The sequence below is a fragment of the Caulobacter sp. GW821-FHT10F06 genome, assembly GCF_058809215.1.
Window position 1 is genome coordinate 368,267 of record NZ_JBXASK010000004.1, and the last position, 15,101, is coordinate 383,367.

A 15,101-nucleotide genomic window follows, 5' to 3' on the forward strand; every position below is an offset into this window, starting at 1 on the left:
CAAGGCGGAGCTCAATCGCCATCACGGTCTGCGGCAGACTTTGCCGCTTCACGTCTAGCCCAAAACCTTCAGCGGCTCATGCCGCGGCGCCGAACCGGCTGATCGCCTGGCCCAGCTGGCCGATATTGATCGGCTTGCTCAGCACGCCGATGTCCTCGAACCCCCGGCGCGGCAGGTCGCCGTAGCCGGTGGCGAAGACGAACGGCACGCCGCGCTCGCGCAGGGCCTCGGCGACGGGGAACACCATCTCGCCGCCGATATTGACGTCCAGCACCGCGCCGTCCGGCAGGGCCTGGGCGCCGCTCAGCCAGTCCAGGGCGTCGCCGACCGCGCCGAACGAACCGGCGATGGCGAAGCCGAGATCGCCCAGCAGATCTTCGACCATCATCGCCACCAGGGCCTCGTCCTCGACGATCATGATCCGCTTGCCGCTCATGCCCGGGCCACCCGCACCGACAGCGGCGCGCGCAGGGTAAAGCTCAGGCCTTGCGGTTCGAAGACCATCTCCGCCGATCCGCCCAGGTCACGGGCCAGACCGCGCTTGATCAGCCGAGAGCCGAAGCCCTCGCGCTCGGGCGTGCGGGTCACCGGCGGTCCGCCGCGTTCGACCCAGTTCAGGACCAGCTGCTGCTTCTCGGCGGCCTCCTCGCCCAGGCTCTCGATCTCCCAGTCGATGGCGACATGGCCGCCGGGGGTCGACAGCGCCCCATACTTGGCGGCGTTGACCAGCAGCTCGTGCAGGGTCATGTGCATGGCCACGGCCGTCTCGGGGCTGATGTCCATGGCCGGACCGCGCGCCGTCAGCCGTCCGCCGTCCAGACCGCCGAACGGCTCGGTGGCCGTCGCCAGGATCTTGTGCAGGTCGGCCCGGCCCCAGGCCTGGCGGGTCAGCATCTCGTGCGCCCGCGACAGCGCCATCAGCCGGGCCTCGAACGACTCGGCGAAGGCGGCCTGGGACGAGGCCGTGCGCAGGGTCTGGCTGGCGATCGACTGCACCGAGGCCAGGGTGTTCTTCACCCGGTGGTCCAGCTCGCGCAGCAGGAAGGTGCGGCGCTCCAGCGATTCGTTGAGCGAGGCATACAGCCGGCCGCTCTCGAGGGCGGCGGCGGTGGCGCGGGCCATGACCTGCAGCTTGGCCACCACGTCGGGGGCCGGCACGTGGTTCTTGGCCCAGTAGGCGCCGATGGCCGCGATCGGATCGTCGGGCCGCACCGGCGTCATCACCAGGCTTTTGACGAAGGTCGGGCGGTAGGCGTCGTGTGGGACGCGGTCGTCCTCGTAGATGTCGGGGATGACCACGGTCTGCTTGTTCAGCATCGCCCAGCCGGAGATGCAGGCCGTCAACGGGAAACGGCGGCCCTTCCACAGCGGGCCGATGGCGTCTTCGTCCAGGTACCAGCAGTCGCCCTTGTCGCGCAGGACGAAGGCCACGCCGTCGGCGCCGGAGATCTGGCGGGCGGATGAGCGCACCACGGCGGCGACGTCGTCGATCGTCTTGGCGCCCGAGAGCGCCTCGATGGTTTCGACCAGCGTCAGCAGCGCCGTTTCAGGCTGTCTGCTCGACGTCTCTTCGGTCGCCATATCCAGCATTCATCTAAGCCTGGAAGCACTCGCTCGAAGCGCGAACCTAGCATGACCCGGCGAGGCCACAAGCCGGAGCCCTGGCCAAGCTTTGACTATTTTGGGTTGTATGGTTAACCCCCTATGGGGTGCAATCCTAGGCGGCGTCAGGGTTTTGCTGGACCAAATCCTGAACGGGAACCGGCCCGCGATGCAACTCATGCGACAACCGGTCGCGGTCGAGCGCGCCCTCCCAGCGGGCCACGACCAGGGTCGCGACGCCGTTTCCGACCAGATTGGTCAGGGCGCGGCACTCGCTCATGAACCGATCGACGCCCACCAGCACCGCCAGAGCGGCGATCGGAATGTCCGGAACCACCGCCAGGGTGGCGGCCAGGGTGATGAAGCCCGCCCCCGTGACTCCGCTGGCGCCCTTAGACGTCAGCATGGCCACGCCGAGCAGGCTCAGCTCCTGCCAGATCGTCAGGTGGGTGTTGGTCGCCTGGGCCAGGAACAGGGTGGCCAGGGTCATGTAGATGTTGGTGCCGTCGAGGTTGAAGCTGTAGCCGGTGGGGATCACCAGCCCGACCACGGACTTCTTGGCGCCCAGCCGCTCGAGCTTCTCCATGATCTGCGGCAGGACCGACTCGGACGAACTGGTGCCCAGCACGATCAGCAGCTCCTCACGGATGTAGGCCAGGAACCGCAGGATCGAGAAGCCGCAGGCCGCGGCGATGCTTCCCAGCACCACCAGCACGAAGATCAGGGCTGTCAGATAGAAGGTCGCCACCAGCGCGCCCAGCTGGACCAGGGCGTCGATGCCGTACTTGCCGATCGTGAAGCCCATGGCCCCGAAAGCGCCCAACGGCGCGAACTTCACGACCACGTGGATGATGCCGAAGAACAACTTGGACAGATCCTCCAGCGCGCCGGCGGCCTTGTCGCCGAACTCGCCCAGCCGCGTGCAGGCAAAGCCGGTCAGCACCGCGATCACCAGCACCTGCAACAGGTTGCCCTCGGCGAACGCGCCGAAGAAGGTGTCGGGGATCAGGTGCAGCAGATAGGCGACCAGCCCCTCGCCGTGCTGGGCCTTGGCCAGGTAGCCGGCGGCGATCTTGGGATCCAGCGCGGCCGGATCGATGTTGAAGCCCCTGCCCGGCTGCACCGTGCGCCCGACGATCAGGCCGACGGCCAGCGCCAGGGTCGAGACGACCTCGAAATAGAGCAGCGCCTTCACGCCCACCCGGCCGAACGCCTTGATGTCGCCCATCCGCGCGATGCCGCCGGCCACGGTGCAGAAGATCACCGGCGCGATCACCAGCTTGACCAGCTTGATGAAGGCGTCGCCCAGCGGCTTCAGCGCCACCCCGACCGTCGGCCACAGGGCCCCCACCAGGATGCCGAGCGCGATGGCGATCAGAACCTGTACGTACAGCGATTTAAGGCGTCCCAGCAGTCCCATTCCGTCCCCCGTCCGGACGGGGTTCGCAAGCCCGCCATCCTGCGCTATTGACCCCGAGCCCGCGCAACGCGCGGTCCAGTAGCTCAGCAGGATAGAGCAGCGCTTTCCTAAAGCGAAGGTCGGGGGTTCGAGTCCCTCCTGGACCGCCAGGGCGCTCTCCGTGTCGGGACAACCTAACGCTGACCCTACGCCAACCTAACACTGGCCATAATGAGAGGCGTTCTCAATCACTTGGCCGTAACGGTAGCATTGCGCCAACAACGGGCTCTGACGCACGTCCAAGAAGCCGACGTTCAGCGGCTTACTCTCACGGCGGATAAGCCTGGGGTAAAACGTCCGACGTGATCGGCGCAACGGCCGTTCGCGAGCGTGACCGGGCGTTGAGGCCGACGTAGCTAGATGTGTTAGCGTCGTGCGGGGGTACACGATGCGTGAAGTGTTTGAGCAGTTTGTTCAGGAGTACCCGCGACGGCCCGTCAGAAACGACGGCACCTTTGCTGGCAACCCGCTTAGAGACGTGGTCGAGACAGAGCTGGTCAGCGCAGTGAAGGCTGCGCTCGGCGACCGGGCGAAACGCTACCTTTTTCGCGGAAGTGTTGGAAAAGGCGACTGGACACACACGCCGTGGGTCGTGGTGCTGGACCCGGCTGTCACGACTAGCCCTGAGCGGAATTACTACGTCGTCTACCTACTGAGCCTAGGATGCGAGCGGCTCTATCTATCGCTTGCCCAGGGCTGCACGACACTTAAGGACGCAGTCGGCGTGCCGAAGGCGAAATTGGAGCTAGGGCGGCGTGCGGCGGTGATGCGTGCCCGCGCTCGACCGCTCGCCAGGAGGCTGGTCCAATTGGATATGGACCTGAGTGTGGACAGGACAGTCTGGCGCGGGAAACTGTACGAGGCGGGGTCGGTTTTCGGGAAAGTATACAACACACGCAACCTGCCATCAGACGCAGACATGATTGCCGACCTGGTTGAGGCGCTGGACATCTACGCGCATCTCAAGCGAGAGGGCGGCTGGGCCGCCGAGGACAGTATCGTTGAGGAAGCGGAGACTGACGAAATCCCGAACAAGGGGCTGGTTCAATCCAAAACCTATCGACAGCACCGAACGATTGAGCGGGATCGCGGCCACTCACGCGCAGTGAAAAAGCAGCAAGGCACCCGCTGCCGTGGCTGCGGCTTCGAGATGGCGGAAATCTACGGCGAAGACGCGGCGGGCTTGTGCGATGCGCATCATTTGGTGCCACTCAGTTCCTTGCACGACGGGGTGACGGTCACCTTCGACCCGGTACGCGACTTCGCGGTTCTCTGCCCAAGCTGCCACAGGGCCGTTCACCGAATGAGCGACCCGAGCGATCTGGAAGCGTTGCGCATGGCTGTGAGGTCGGGTGCGCTCGCGTCATTGCTGGAGCGCTAACCACCCCTGCCGATTTGGAGGCCTGCATAGCCGGCGGGGCCGCGCCATAAGCCGAAGCTGGCTCGCCTTCAGAAACCGTACATTCCAAGCCTACAAGTTTCAGGCCTGAAAGTCTGCGGAGTGCCGAACAACTCCGATCAGGCGGCGAAACTCGGCATCGTCCCTGTCAGATTTCCAGAAGTTGATGAACCGACAAACGATTTGGAGATTGCCCCATTCGTAGTGACCATCGCTATCAATCCTGTCGAGCGAGCAACACAGCTGCGGATCACCCTCGCCGGTGAAATTTAAGCGCAGGCCTGTAATTGCACAAAGCCCTTCTTGAGCATCGAAGAGGTCGGAAATGTAGCCCTCGAGCTCAATCGCGCTGGCGAACCGAAAGTGTTTGATCTTCAAGTTCTTTAGGACTTGCTGCCCGTTTGCTGCAGCGGCGGTATCACGAGCGCCAAGCGCCATCGTCGCAAAGGTTTTCTGACGCGCATTGAAGATGGTGCCGGGGTTCTTTCGCGACCCAACCTCTGTTCTCTCCCGCCACTCGGGCTGTTGGTGCCACCCCGATAGGTCACCTCCCTCGATGAGGGCGGTCGCATAGCCGGCATAGTCCTCACCTAGTCTCTGCAGCGTCGCTTCAGTGACCAGAAAATCCGGTGCCTTAGGATGGATCGCTCCCCATTCGAGCGGCTGACCAAGCTTGTTCCTGTTGGACCAGGGCTGTGCAGGTTTGCGATAGTAGTAGATGCCTGCCGGCTTCCCCGGTGCCACGCCGGGATCCACGCCTAGTTCGATGATCGCGGGACTATCGGTTGTGACTGTCCACCAAAGAAATTTTCCGTCCTGATGTAGCCAGAGATCATCGGTGCTGTTGGTGATGATTGTTCCGAGATTGAACCAACGGCCGGCAACGGACCTGGTTGGCGCGATTCCCTTTTGGGTTTTCAGATTGGCGAGGCAGAAATCGATGTACCCAGCCTTGTCACCGCCGGCCCAAAAGGGGTGCACCAATTCATCTTGCATCGTGACGATCTGGTGCCGCTCAAGGCAGGCAGGCCAAGCAAAGTTTCGGTACCCAAAATTAGCGACATAGACCTTCAAAAGCCCCCCCGGGGAAATTCTGACCAACGTAAAGCGACTGGCTCCTTTCGGTAACGTGACAAGCTTAGGCTCCACGCTTTACGAACTTTCCGCAAGGTTCCGACGGAGCAATCCTGTTCACTCAACCCCCAGCGATGAGGTTAGCCGGCCATTGGAAAACAGCCGACCAACCCATGCCGCTACAGTTTCTGGATCGCATTCAGAATAGCGCCGCAGCCATGGTTGCGGCGTTCTACCAGCAATGCAGCGTCGGTCGCGCTTGCTGCATGTTGAGAGGTCATTCGGCCGAGAACGTTCGAAATCAGAAGTGCCGAAATCTCGTCCGTCATAACGCCTCGATCATATTGCTTATACCACGTATGCAGATGTTCCTTCGCAACGTAAGGAACCATAAATTCATATTCTCGCATCGGATGATGCCTTTAGTTTGCCGAAGCAGGATCGCCCTTCTCCAAATTACTGAGTTACGCTTTGCCCTCCGGAAGGGTCTGCGGTCGGGAGTTAGACTGGGGTGAGTGCGCGGTGATCAAACCCACGAAAGCCGAGCTAGATATGTCGGCGCGACGCCTGCTCAATTTCTTAGAGCGCAATCGCGCTGACGCCGTGCTTGATTATCCATTCTCAGGATCGTTCCCGACCAACGCTTGTGAAGGCGTGTCGGCCATCCTCCGCTACCTTTTCGAGGATAAGTACGGTCTGGAGAACGTTCGCGTCCTAAAAGGAAGTGACACTTCGGGCTATCAACACCATTTTTGGGTGATGGTCGGCGACCTGATCTACGATCTGACCGCGCAGCAATTTGACGACCGGGAGCCGATTATCGGGGCATTGGCCTCGACGCTGCATATAAAGACGTTCCCTAACTGGCAGGTTGAACCAGAGGGGAATTGGGTCGAGCGGGCACCTATCGTTCGGGCTTATCGCGAGAGCATCATCCCATTCTGATTACGTAGCGAATGGACTGGCTACGGGAACGCCACAAACCGCCGTTGGCTTGCCTCCAAGAAGCAGACGTTCAGCGAATGGTCACAGGGGCCGTCGTCATCGCCAATGGCGGGATGGCCGATGCTCGTCCTCTGGGAATGTGAGATAAGGTCGAATCGTGATGTGGAAGATCGCCACACGTTTCCTGGAGAGCTGACCCATGATGCGCGCCGTAGAGCTTTTCGCCGGCGCGGGCGGTCTCGGGATGGGCATTTCGCGCGCCGGCTTCAAGCCGGTCGAGATCGTGGAGTGGAACCGGTACTGCCGCGACACGCTCGAGGACAACCGACGGCTCGGCGCTGAGCTGCTGAGCGCTTGGCCCGACACGGTGCTGGGCGACGTCCGTGACGTTGACTTCCGCAAGCATCAAGATCGCGTGCAGCTCGTTTCGGGTGGGCCGCCCTGTCAGCCATTCTCGGTGGGAGGCAAACACCGCGCCCAGACCGATGCGCGAGATATGTTTCCAGAAGCGGTTCGGGCTGTGAGGGAGATCCGTCCCGCCGCTTTCGTGTTTGAGAACGTCAAGGGCCTGACGCGGACAACGTTCCAATCGTACCTGGAATACATCGTGCTACAGCTGCAGTACCCCGAGCTGGTGGCAAAGACCGATGAGGATTGGGGAGACCATCTGCGCCGGCTGGAACGCCACCACACCGGCCGCAAGGGCGATCAGAGTCTTGAGTATCGCGTCGTTTGGAATGTCCTGAACGCGGCCGACCACGGTGTTCCTCAAAAACGCGAGCGGGTTTTCTTCGTGGGCATTCGTTCCGATCTCGAGATCCAATGGTGCTTCCCGCGCCCAACTCATTCGCGCGATGCCTTGGCCTGGTCTCAGCGCGCGAGCGGGACCTATTGGGAGCATCACCGGATCGCTCGCGGAGAGCGAGCCGTCAGTGCGACCATGGCTCGACTGTCTGAGCGGGCCGCCGATGCGGCTTCGGACATGCTACCCTGGCGCACGGTTCGCGATGCGATCTGCGATCTGCCTGATCCCGAGCATCGCCCTGAGGCGGCGCGAGCAATCGCCAATCACGCATTTCAGCCCGGCGCACGCTCCTACGCGGGTCACACCGGCAGCCCGGTCGACGAGCCGGCCAAGACGCTAAAGGCCGGCGTGCACGGAGTGCCTGGGGGCGAGAACATGGGCGTGTGGGCCAACGGTCGCCTCCGTTATTTCAGCGTCCGCGAAAGCGCGCGCCTACAGACCTTCCCCGACAACTTCGTCTTCCGGGGGTGTTGGTCGGAAGCCATGCGGCAGCTAGGCAACGCCGTACCCGTGGAGCTGGCTGAGGTCGTGGCCCGGTCGATCCACGCCGTCCTGCCTGACCAGGCGATCTAGGTCAGTCGAACCACACGCAGCGCTCGATCCCAAGACGCCGCGCGGCGTCTTGCACCATGGCCCGGGACGTCTGGCTTGTGAAGCGAGGCGCGGCGCGGAATAGCACCGCGACAGAGGCGACGCCGTCGCCGTGGCCGCGCTCGAACAAGGAGCCCAGCAGGATCTTCCAATCGTCCGCGCGCCCCCAGGCGACCGACAATCCACCCGTTAGACGCAGGCCGTGGGGCTTGATGAAGATGTGGACGATATCCTCGGGCGGCCGTTGAACAAGTCTCAGGACCTGCGCTTGGTATCCGACGAGCTTCTCCCGCCCGAAGCCTTTCAACAGGGTGTCCTTGATATAGACTCGAACGGCGCGCGCATTCATGTGGCGCGAAAGGACCCCGCCGATGGCCTCACTATCTGTCCACTGGGTGTAGTGGCGTGACTTTTCATTGCTCGATAGCGAGCTCCAATCAAGCTCCTCGGCATGCTTCCAAAGGCGAGCCCGTACTTCCTCGCGAACCTCTTTGGGCAGACTCACTGGATGCTTCCGTGCGGGAGGTTTTCGGGAAATTCAAAGCGGGGCAGATCAAGGGTCGGGTCACCTTCCCGCAAGAGCAACGAAGCCTGGTCGCGGACCCATTCCATGAGGAATGAGCCGGCTGACTCATCGGAGAAGCGCACCAGTCTACCGCCCAGCGGCAGGCGTTCAGTTGGCGCGTTACGCGTCGCTCCGCGCTCTAGTTCGGCGACCTCGGCCAGGCGACGCAGATCGGTTACGAAGTCGAGAACCACGACCTTGTCCTTGCCCTTGGTTACTCGCAGTCCGCGGCCGAGCTGTTGAACGAAGATTCGCCGACTATGGGTTGCACGCATGAAGACGATCAGATCAACGTCGGGCACATCCATGCCCTCATTGAATAGATCGACAGTGCAGAGTATGTCGATCTGTCCGCTCTTGAAGCGCGAGAGCAGTCGATCGCGATCACGGGGCACCATGGTCCCGTTGAGGCTTTCGACCCGCAGACCAAACAAGCGCAACATGGCAGTGAAGTGGTCGGCATGCTCTAGGCTCGGCGAGAAGACGAGACCAGAGCGGCGTCCTTCGTCGCGGAAGCTTTCGGCCACCAGACGCGCGGCTTCCTCATCGCGCGTCGGGATAATCAGGCGCTTGTTGAGTTCGGTGAGGGTATATCCGAACGCCGAGGTTTGCTGAACCATCTCCCAGTCGAGATCATCGGCGAGCAGGCGATAGTCGACCTCGCTGAGGTAGCCGAGCTTCAGGCCATCTGCGATCCCAAAGCGGACCAGGGGCTGTCCCAGCAATTCGTCGATGTCAAACTCGTCGCCACGCCAGGGCGTGGCGGTCACGCCGGCAAGGCGCGGCGGCGCGAGCCGCTCGATCACCTCGCGATAGGTGCGCGACCCGATGTGATGAGCTTCGTCGACGAACACGGCGTCAAACTCGGGCAGGCTGTCGATCCGACTTGCCACGGTCTGCACGGTGGCGAAGGTCACCCCCTCCCAGAAAGCCGGCTCCTCCTCGGGCGCGAGAAGGTGGGTGGCGACCGACTTGGGCAGCTGCGCCCAGAAACCGATCTGAAGTTGGCGAACCAGCTCGCGCTTGTCGGCCATCACCAGCACGCGTCGGTGGGTCAACACATCAGCCTCGAACAGACGCGCCACGACCTCGGCCATCACCACGGTTTTGCCCAGACCAGTGGCCAGAACGATCTGGCCACGCCCTGTCTCCTGCAGAGCATCGAAAAGTCGCTCACAGGCTTCTTGCTGATATGAACGGAGTTCGCGAGCGCTCGGCGGCTTCTCGGGCGCGGCTCGAACCATCCGCATGAGCTTGTCAGGATTGAGCAGATGGACTTTGAAGCCAAGACGCTCGACCCGCGCCAGCTCTTCAACCAGAGCGTTTCCGGCTGGACGGCTGGTAGCCAGGGCCAGCTGGTGGGCGCCATAGAAACGACTGGCAGTCACAACCTCCTCAACGGCGGCCTTGGGCGGGGCCGAGGTGCTGGTGAACTTGCACTGCACCACCCAGACGACCCCTTGCTTAACCGCCACGACGTCGGCGCCCATGTCGCCGCTGCCGCCCACGATACGCACATCGTGGAAGCCCGAGAACACGAACGCTCTCGCGACGTCGCGCTCAAAGGCCTGCCAGGGACCGTTCAACAGTCGGCGTTCATCGAGGAACATCCCGCTCAAAGTACTTCCCGATCGGGTCTGAGCAACGCGACCGACATTAGTCCTCGCACCAGATCCTCCTTGCGCGCCGCTCCAAGCATGGCTGCGTCAGCCTCAGCCAGCCAGGTGGCGTCGGAGATTAGCGATTTAGCGCGATCGACGACCTGTTGCCGGGCCCGGTCAGTGAGCTGCGGATCACCATAGTCGAGCACCGCGTAGGCCGTGTCCCAGTAGGCGCCGTCGAAGAACAGCGCCGGGAAGCCCTCGACCAAACGACCCAGCACGCCACGCGGCGCTGCAGTGAGGAAGGAGCCGTCTCCGACCGCGCCGGCGGGAGCGACACCCTTGCGCGCCAGAGCGCGCATGACCTCGCCCTGCTGATCAACCGTGAGCGCGTCGAAGAGGCGCGCGCGGTCCTCGGTCGAGGCGTTGAGCAGCACCGCCTCAGCCATGCCGGCCAAGGCGTCGTTGGCGTCGAGCGCGATGACACGTCCGTCCAAACTTGCGGTCTGGGCATAGGCGGCACGGAGGGACGCCAAAATCGCGGCTAGAGTTGGCGGCGTCGCGCCGTTGCGGACGTATTCATTGGAGAGGATCGCCAGCTCGAGCAGCAACGCGTCCAATGGCGTCAGGGTGATCGAACGGAATACCTCCGACCTAGGTCGATAGAGGAAGTGGTAGGTGCGCGTGGCCATGTCCCCCATGACCAGGGTCCAGGCGGCGTCTGGCGCAATGTCCGGGTCCTGGACCGCGCATTCGAAGGCCTTCACCGTGAAGGTCTGACCGATCGTTGCGTAGACGTAACTGCGCGACAGGCTCGGGCTCTCCACGCGAGCCTTGCGGTGGTCGACGACCTCGACGGGAGGAGGAGCCGCCTCACCGAGATCGACGACGGGATCATCGACCAGATCGCCGAGCAGCCCAGGGGGCATATCGTCGTCGTCCGTTGCCTCGACGGAGGGGTCCTCCCTCAGCAGACGGCGCTCGGCCTCTTCGATCAACCGCCACCAGTGCTTGTCGGTCTGAAAGTCCGGATGTCCCGCATGAAACTTCTGCCCAAGCTCCTTGGCGATGGCGTTCTCTGGGCAGACGAGCAGACGGGTGAAGCCGCCAGCGACGTTGCTATGCGGGCGCAAACGCCGAAAGGCCTTATATAGCCGGAACAAGGGGCTAAGATTGGGCGGATAGCCGAGCTCGCGGGCCTTTTCCGGTCTGAGAGGCCCCTCCCCCCTGATAGCCCTAACCATTTCCTCCCAGGCCGGGTCGGAACGATCAAACCGCTCCTTGGCGAAATTCACCCGACAATGGTCGATATGGATTTCTCCAACGAGGCGACCGCGGCGACTCTGATCGTCGATGGGATATTCGGGCTCGTCACCGTTGTCTCCGCGCCAGACGAAGAGATCCTTGCTTCCAAGCTCGATCTTGCGGCCATTCCTTACGAAATCGAGGCCGTAGTCGATGACGTCGGCATAGCGTTGCAGGCCGATCCAACCATGGATCCGCCTAGCGCGGCGGCGAAGGGATTCGCGGCTTTCGCAGATTGGGCAAACCGACGGAATTGGGTCGGTGACCGGGATCCAATTCATGCACGAGGAGCAGTGGAGCCGGTCGCCAAGAGGATAGTTCAGTGGCATCACCGCGTGGACCTCGCCCAGGTCCGGCAGGGTTGCGGAGCGATCCTCGTTCCAAAGACAGAACCGGCGCGGCGTTACAATCCTGTTGTTGAGATAGAGCTTGAACTCTAGCGGCAACCCGCCGGGCCGCAGCATCGCCGAGTAGGCCTGGGACAGGCGACCGCGCAGCTGTGCCTGGTTGGCGGACTTCGCCAGCCATTGACGCTGGGCCGGCTTGAGACGACGAACGACGATCCTCGTGCCGTGCGCCAACGGGTCGGACTTGGGCCCAGTCAGGTGAGCGGTGCGAAAGTTCCCTTGCCGCTGCAGACGATCAAAGTCGATTTCCAGTCCATGCCATTCAGCGTCGCCGGAGCGGGTGGTCCAGACTTCGGTGGTCAGGCCCAGGCGCGCGGTGGCGATGTTGAAGCCCATGCCGAAAAGGCCAAGATTGTCGGTGGGATTATTGCCCGACCAGCCGGCCTTCACGGCCTTGGCTAGATCCTCAGTCGACATACCCGGACCGTTGTCGATGATCTGAACGACCGCGTCCTCGCGATCGGCCTCGGGCAGGTTCACCTGAACGAAGGGGTCGGCGATCGCCTCGCCGCGACGCCCGGCGTGGAGAAAACCATCGATAGCGTTATCAACCAACTCGCCCACGCATCGCCACTGCTCGAGGTTGATTTCCCCAAGCATGGGAAGGACCCGTGGCGACGGCGAGAGATCGAACTCCTCTTCGTTGACAGCGGGCGGCGCGGTGTCAGTCATCATGATCTCGCTTATGAACGCGAGTGGATGCTAGCCTAACTCGCGGGACGGGTGGGAACGGAAATGAGTGACGGCAGCGACGAGGAGTTGGCTCCCTACATGGCTCGCATGGGTCCGGTGCTGGAGGCCACGCTTGGCCGCCTAGCGGCGACAAGTTTCAGAGCCGATCCACTTAGCGGCGCGCGTTATTCGCGCCTGACCAGCATCATCGGCTCGGCCTACAAGCGTCATGGCCAAATACTAGGACGGGCGATCCTGGAGCGCCTGAAGGATTCCAGTCGCCACGCTGTTTGGACCGAGGACAAGTTCGCTCTCTCGCCGGCTTCGCGTGAGGCTCTCGAGCGGCGGCTTCCGCCCGTGGCCTATCGAACCCTAGCTCTGGCGTACGGCGAGGGTGAGCGAACCATTCCCGTTGATCTCATCGTACACGAGCCGAGCGCCAGGCGGATCCGCGCCTACAACGTCACGCGAGGAAACGGCGTATACGATGCCGGCAAGAAGCGGGCGGTCGTGGGCGAGGCGTTGCGCACGCAGATGCACTTGGCCGACTACGCCAGATCTAATGGCCTATCGGTCGACACAGCCGAAGCCTACGTGATTTCCTACTATGGTTTGCGCGCGGCCCCTGAGCCCTACTCTCTAATCGGCGACGAGCTTGATGATCACTTCGGGTTCGCTGTCCGCAGCGCAGTCGAATCTGTCAACGACGCGCTTCGCCGAGGTCTCCATCGTCTGGTAGACGACGCGGGCGGTTCCGAGCTCACGGGCTGAAGCATAGCCCTCTGGCTGGCTAGCGCCATTTTCTGCCGTTGGCATACCTCCAGGAAGACGACATTCAGGTAACCAATCCTGCCAATCGAGCTCCCAGGCCTCGAAGGCCTCTTAGCCTCGCGCTGGCGCAACCAGCCGCCTAGCCAACACACAGCCGACGATCCACTCTCCATTGGGATCGTCGCAACGCCGGGGGAATAGTGAGCGCCTTTAATCGCGCCATCGCGGTTCACATCGACACGCCGAGCTGGCGGTCTCAGCCACCGGAATTCAGGCACCCTCTCCCACGCCCCCTGGCGGCGTTGCGAGGGCCGTATCCCGTTCACTTGCTTGAGTTGCTGCTCCGTATTGGCGAGCACACGACGCCGGTGCTCAATATTCAGTCCGGTGTCGCCAGGATGTGGCCGCTTCTGCGGTATTTGCACGCCATCTCGGACAGCCCGCAATTGAAATTCCGAAGCGCTTGGAAAGAAGTCGATGCGCATCAGAAGGCAATCGCGAGTGACGACTTCGGCGTCGGCCTCGGAATGTCCGTGCTCTATAGCGCGTTCGATTATGCAGCCTGTGTCGACGGGCGCGCCTTTCTGCACCGTATGAACAGCCTCGGGCTGCTGGCATCGTCCAGTGGACTGCCCCCAAAGGTTGGCTCGATGAAGATGGCGGACTTCGCCGCAATGGACCAGCGAGGCAAGACGCACATCATTGAGGTCAAGGGAACACAGAGTTCCGACTCCGCGCTCGCGAAGGCAATGGCTTCCGGCCAAGATCAGAAACGCTCCCTGGTCTTCGGCACCCCCGCTACCGAGCGGAGGGTAGTCGGCCAGCGACTCGTGGTGGGCTCGCTGCTCACATTGGAAACTAGCTCCCGCGGCGCGCAGACGACCGTGATGGATCCGGCTCCAGAGGAGGAAGAGGCCGTCGAAATCTCTTCGACCATCAAACTCCAGGAACTGCGCGAACCGCTCATCCGCATGCAGGTGGGCCGACTGCTGGGGGCGGCCGGTGCCTTCCGGACATCAGTGGCAATCACCGAGATCGACCGACCGGGCTTGCCTGCGCTGGAGGGGCCGGGTCAACGCGACCGGGTTCAAGGTGCCATTGGAGAGGACACCGCGCGACTGCAGTCATTTGAGTCCAATGGCGAGACTTGGCGCGGAGAGGAGGCGGTAGTCCCGCTTCTCGGGCCGCTCGACGCGGGAAATCGCATCTATCGCCGGGCCCGCTTGCGCCAAGGCGTAAGCAGTGGACTACTCAGCGAACTACAGGAGGGCGGAGGGCGGACGGCGCTCTTCCAGGACGCCTATCCGGCAGTCGACGGAAGGATGAAGTCGCCCAAGCCCGAGAGCGGTGAGGCCGAGGCAGCACTCGTTCGACCAGGGATTTCGATATCAAGCATCGAACTATTGATGGACTAGCGACAACCGCGCCATTGCGGGCATTGATATTCTGCTAGGAATCGCAGGCATCCTGCGGTCAGTCGAGTTCTTGGTCGCTTTGATCCACAGGTAGGTAAACGGGCCGCACCGGCATGGCGCGGCCCTTTTGCTATCCGCCTCAAAGATCTTCGTTCCAATGCGCCAGGAGCTGCCTTTGGCTTGCTTCCAGGCAAGGTCGACGCTGGCGGCCTACCAGGACCTCTTGACCGAGACGGTCTGGGCCGCGGTCCGCGACAATCCGCCAGGCCGAATCGAGACCTTGAGCGGCCTGCTGCCCGCCTAGTCCGGCCGATTCGTCTCGCGGCCCACGCGATCAGTTGCGATCTCCTCGGCGATCATCTGCGGGGTAATGCCGTAAGCCTGGGCCAGGCCCAGACTGAAGGCCTCCAGGTCGTGGTCGAGGGCCATGGCCGTGGGTCCCGCCCCGGTCTAGCTTAGGCGTAACGCCGTCCTTTAGCAGCCCAGCCCC

The 15,101-nt window shown here is 62.8% G+C and carries 14 protein-coding genes and 1 tRNA gene; 7 read left to right on the forward strand and 8 right to left on the reverse strand.

The genetic code is table 11. The annotated features are described in order from the left end of the window. Window positions 1-76: 76 nt before the first annotated feature. The 3 genes from AC1RUS_RS11145 to AC1RUS_RS11155 all read right to left on the reverse strand — a co-directional run bounded on the left by AC1RUS_RS11145 (window position 77) and on the right by AC1RUS_RS11155 (window position 3,022). Window positions 77-436, reverse strand: a complete 360-nt coding sequence (locus AC1RUS_RS11145; RefSeq protein ID WP_492915981.1) for a response regulator — start codon at window positions 434-436, stop codon at window positions 77-79. Continuing rightward, window positions 433-1,590, reverse strand: coding sequence for a sensor histidine kinase (locus tag AC1RUS_RS11150; RefSeq protein WP_492915983.1), 1,158 nt, complete (start codon window positions 1,588-1,590; stop codon window positions 433-435). The genes AC1RUS_RS11145 and AC1RUS_RS11150 overlap by 4 nt, the downstream gene beginning before the upstream one ends. A 127-nt stretch (window positions 1,591-1,717) precedes the next feature. Further along, on the reverse strand, window positions 1,718-3,022 hold the full coding sequence (locus AC1RUS_RS11155; RefSeq protein WP_492915985.1) for a dicarboxylate/amino acid:cation symporter: 1,305 nt from the start codon (window positions 3,020-3,022) through the stop codon (window positions 1,718-1,720). Between the two features lie 72 nt (window positions 3,023-3,094). On the opposite strand from AC1RUS_RS11155, the gene AC1RUS_RS11160 reads away from it, so the two are divergent. After that, window positions 3,095-3,171: transfer RNA gene (locus AC1RUS_RS11160), tRNA-Arg, on the forward strand. 278 nt (window positions 3,172-3,449) lie between these two features. Then, a complete protein-coding gene (locus tag AC1RUS_RS11165) occupies window positions 3,450-4,442 on the forward strand; it encodes an MrcB family domain-containing protein (protein WP_492915987.1) in 993 nt (330 codons plus the stop codon). A 99-nt stretch (window positions 4,443-4,541) separates the two neighbouring features. Here the strand turns inward: AC1RUS_RS11165 and AC1RUS_RS11170 are convergent, their stop codons facing one another. Continuing rightward, window positions 4,542-5,534, reverse strand: a complete 993-nt coding sequence (locus tag AC1RUS_RS11170) for a hypothetical protein (protein WP_492915989.1) — start codon at window positions 5,532-5,534, stop codon at window positions 4,542-4,544. 522 nt (window positions 5,535-6,056) lie between these two features. On the opposite strand from AC1RUS_RS11170, the gene AC1RUS_RS11175 reads away from it, so the two are divergent. Together AC1RUS_RS11175 and AC1RUS_RS11180 are read left to right on the forward strand one after the other, a co-directional pair. After that, window positions 6,057-6,479 carry a hypothetical protein gene (locus tag AC1RUS_RS11175; protein WP_492915990.1) on the forward strand — a complete coding sequence of 141 codons (423 nt, stop codon included), beginning with the start codon at window positions 6,057-6,059 and terminating at the stop codon, window positions 6,477-6,479. A 199-nt stretch (window positions 6,480-6,678) separates the two neighbouring features. After that, window positions 6,679-7,857, forward strand: coding sequence for a DNA cytosine methyltransferase (locus AC1RUS_RS11180; RefSeq protein WP_492915992.1), 1,179 nt, complete (start codon window positions 6,679-6,681; stop codon window positions 7,855-7,857). A gap of 1 nt (window position 7,858) precedes the next feature. Here the strand turns inward: AC1RUS_RS11180 and AC1RUS_RS11185 are convergent, their stop codons facing one another. Genes AC1RUS_RS11185 through AC1RUS_RS11195 form a run of 3 tightly spaced genes read right to left on the reverse strand, consistent with a single transcriptional unit; the run spans window position 7,859 to window position 12,425 of the window. Next, the gene (locus AC1RUS_RS11185) at window positions 7,859-8,380 is read right to left on the reverse strand and encodes a hypothetical protein (RefSeq protein ID WP_492915994.1); all 522 of its coding nucleotides are present in this window, start codon (window positions 8,378-8,380) and stop codon (window positions 7,859-7,861) included. Then, complete coding sequence (locus AC1RUS_RS11190; RefSeq protein WP_492915996.1) at window positions 8,377-10,050, reverse strand: DEAD/DEAH box helicase family protein; 1,674 nt, start codon at window positions 10,048-10,050, stop codon at window positions 8,377-8,379. Before AC1RUS_RS11190 ends, AC1RUS_RS11185 begins: the two co-directional genes overlap by 4 nt. Window positions 10,051-10,055: 5 nt before the next feature. Next, window positions 10,056-12,425 carry an ATP-binding protein gene (locus tag AC1RUS_RS11195; protein WP_492915998.1) on the reverse strand — a complete coding sequence of 790 codons (2,370 nt, stop codon included), beginning with the start codon at window positions 12,423-12,425 and terminating at the stop codon, window positions 10,056-10,058. Between the two features lie 63 nt (window positions 12,426-12,488). Here AC1RUS_RS11195 and AC1RUS_RS11200 point away from each other — a divergent pair, with 63 nt between their 5' ends. The 3 genes from AC1RUS_RS11200 to AC1RUS_RS11210 all read left to right on the forward strand — a co-directional run bounded on the left by AC1RUS_RS11200 (window position 12,489) and on the right by AC1RUS_RS11210 (window position 14,915). Next, entirely contained in the window at window positions 12,489-13,196 is a 708-nt protein-coding gene (locus AC1RUS_RS11200; RefSeq protein WP_492916000.1) for a hypothetical protein, read from the forward strand. A gap of 326 nt (window positions 13,197-13,522) precedes the next feature. Continuing rightward, the gene (locus tag AC1RUS_RS11205) at window positions 13,523-14,611 is read left to right on the forward strand and encodes a hypothetical protein (RefSeq protein WP_492916002.1); all 1,089 of its coding nucleotides are present in this window, start codon (window positions 13,523-13,525) and stop codon (window positions 14,609-14,611) included. A gap of 157 nt (window positions 14,612-14,768) precedes the next feature. Further along, the gene (locus AC1RUS_RS11210) at window positions 14,769-14,915 is read left to right on the forward strand and encodes a hypothetical protein (RefSeq protein ID WP_492916004.1); all 147 of its coding nucleotides are present in this window, start codon (window positions 14,769-14,771) and stop codon (window positions 14,913-14,915) included. Here the strand turns inward: AC1RUS_RS11210 and AC1RUS_RS11215 are convergent. Then, window positions 14,912-15,040 (reverse strand): hypothetical protein, encoded by a 129-nt coding sequence (locus tag AC1RUS_RS11215; RefSeq protein WP_492916006.1) that lies wholly within the window; start codon window positions 15,038-15,040, stop codon window positions 14,912-14,914. The genes AC1RUS_RS11210 and AC1RUS_RS11215 overlap by 4 nt on opposite strands. Window positions 15,041-15,101 lie beyond the last annotated feature (61 nt).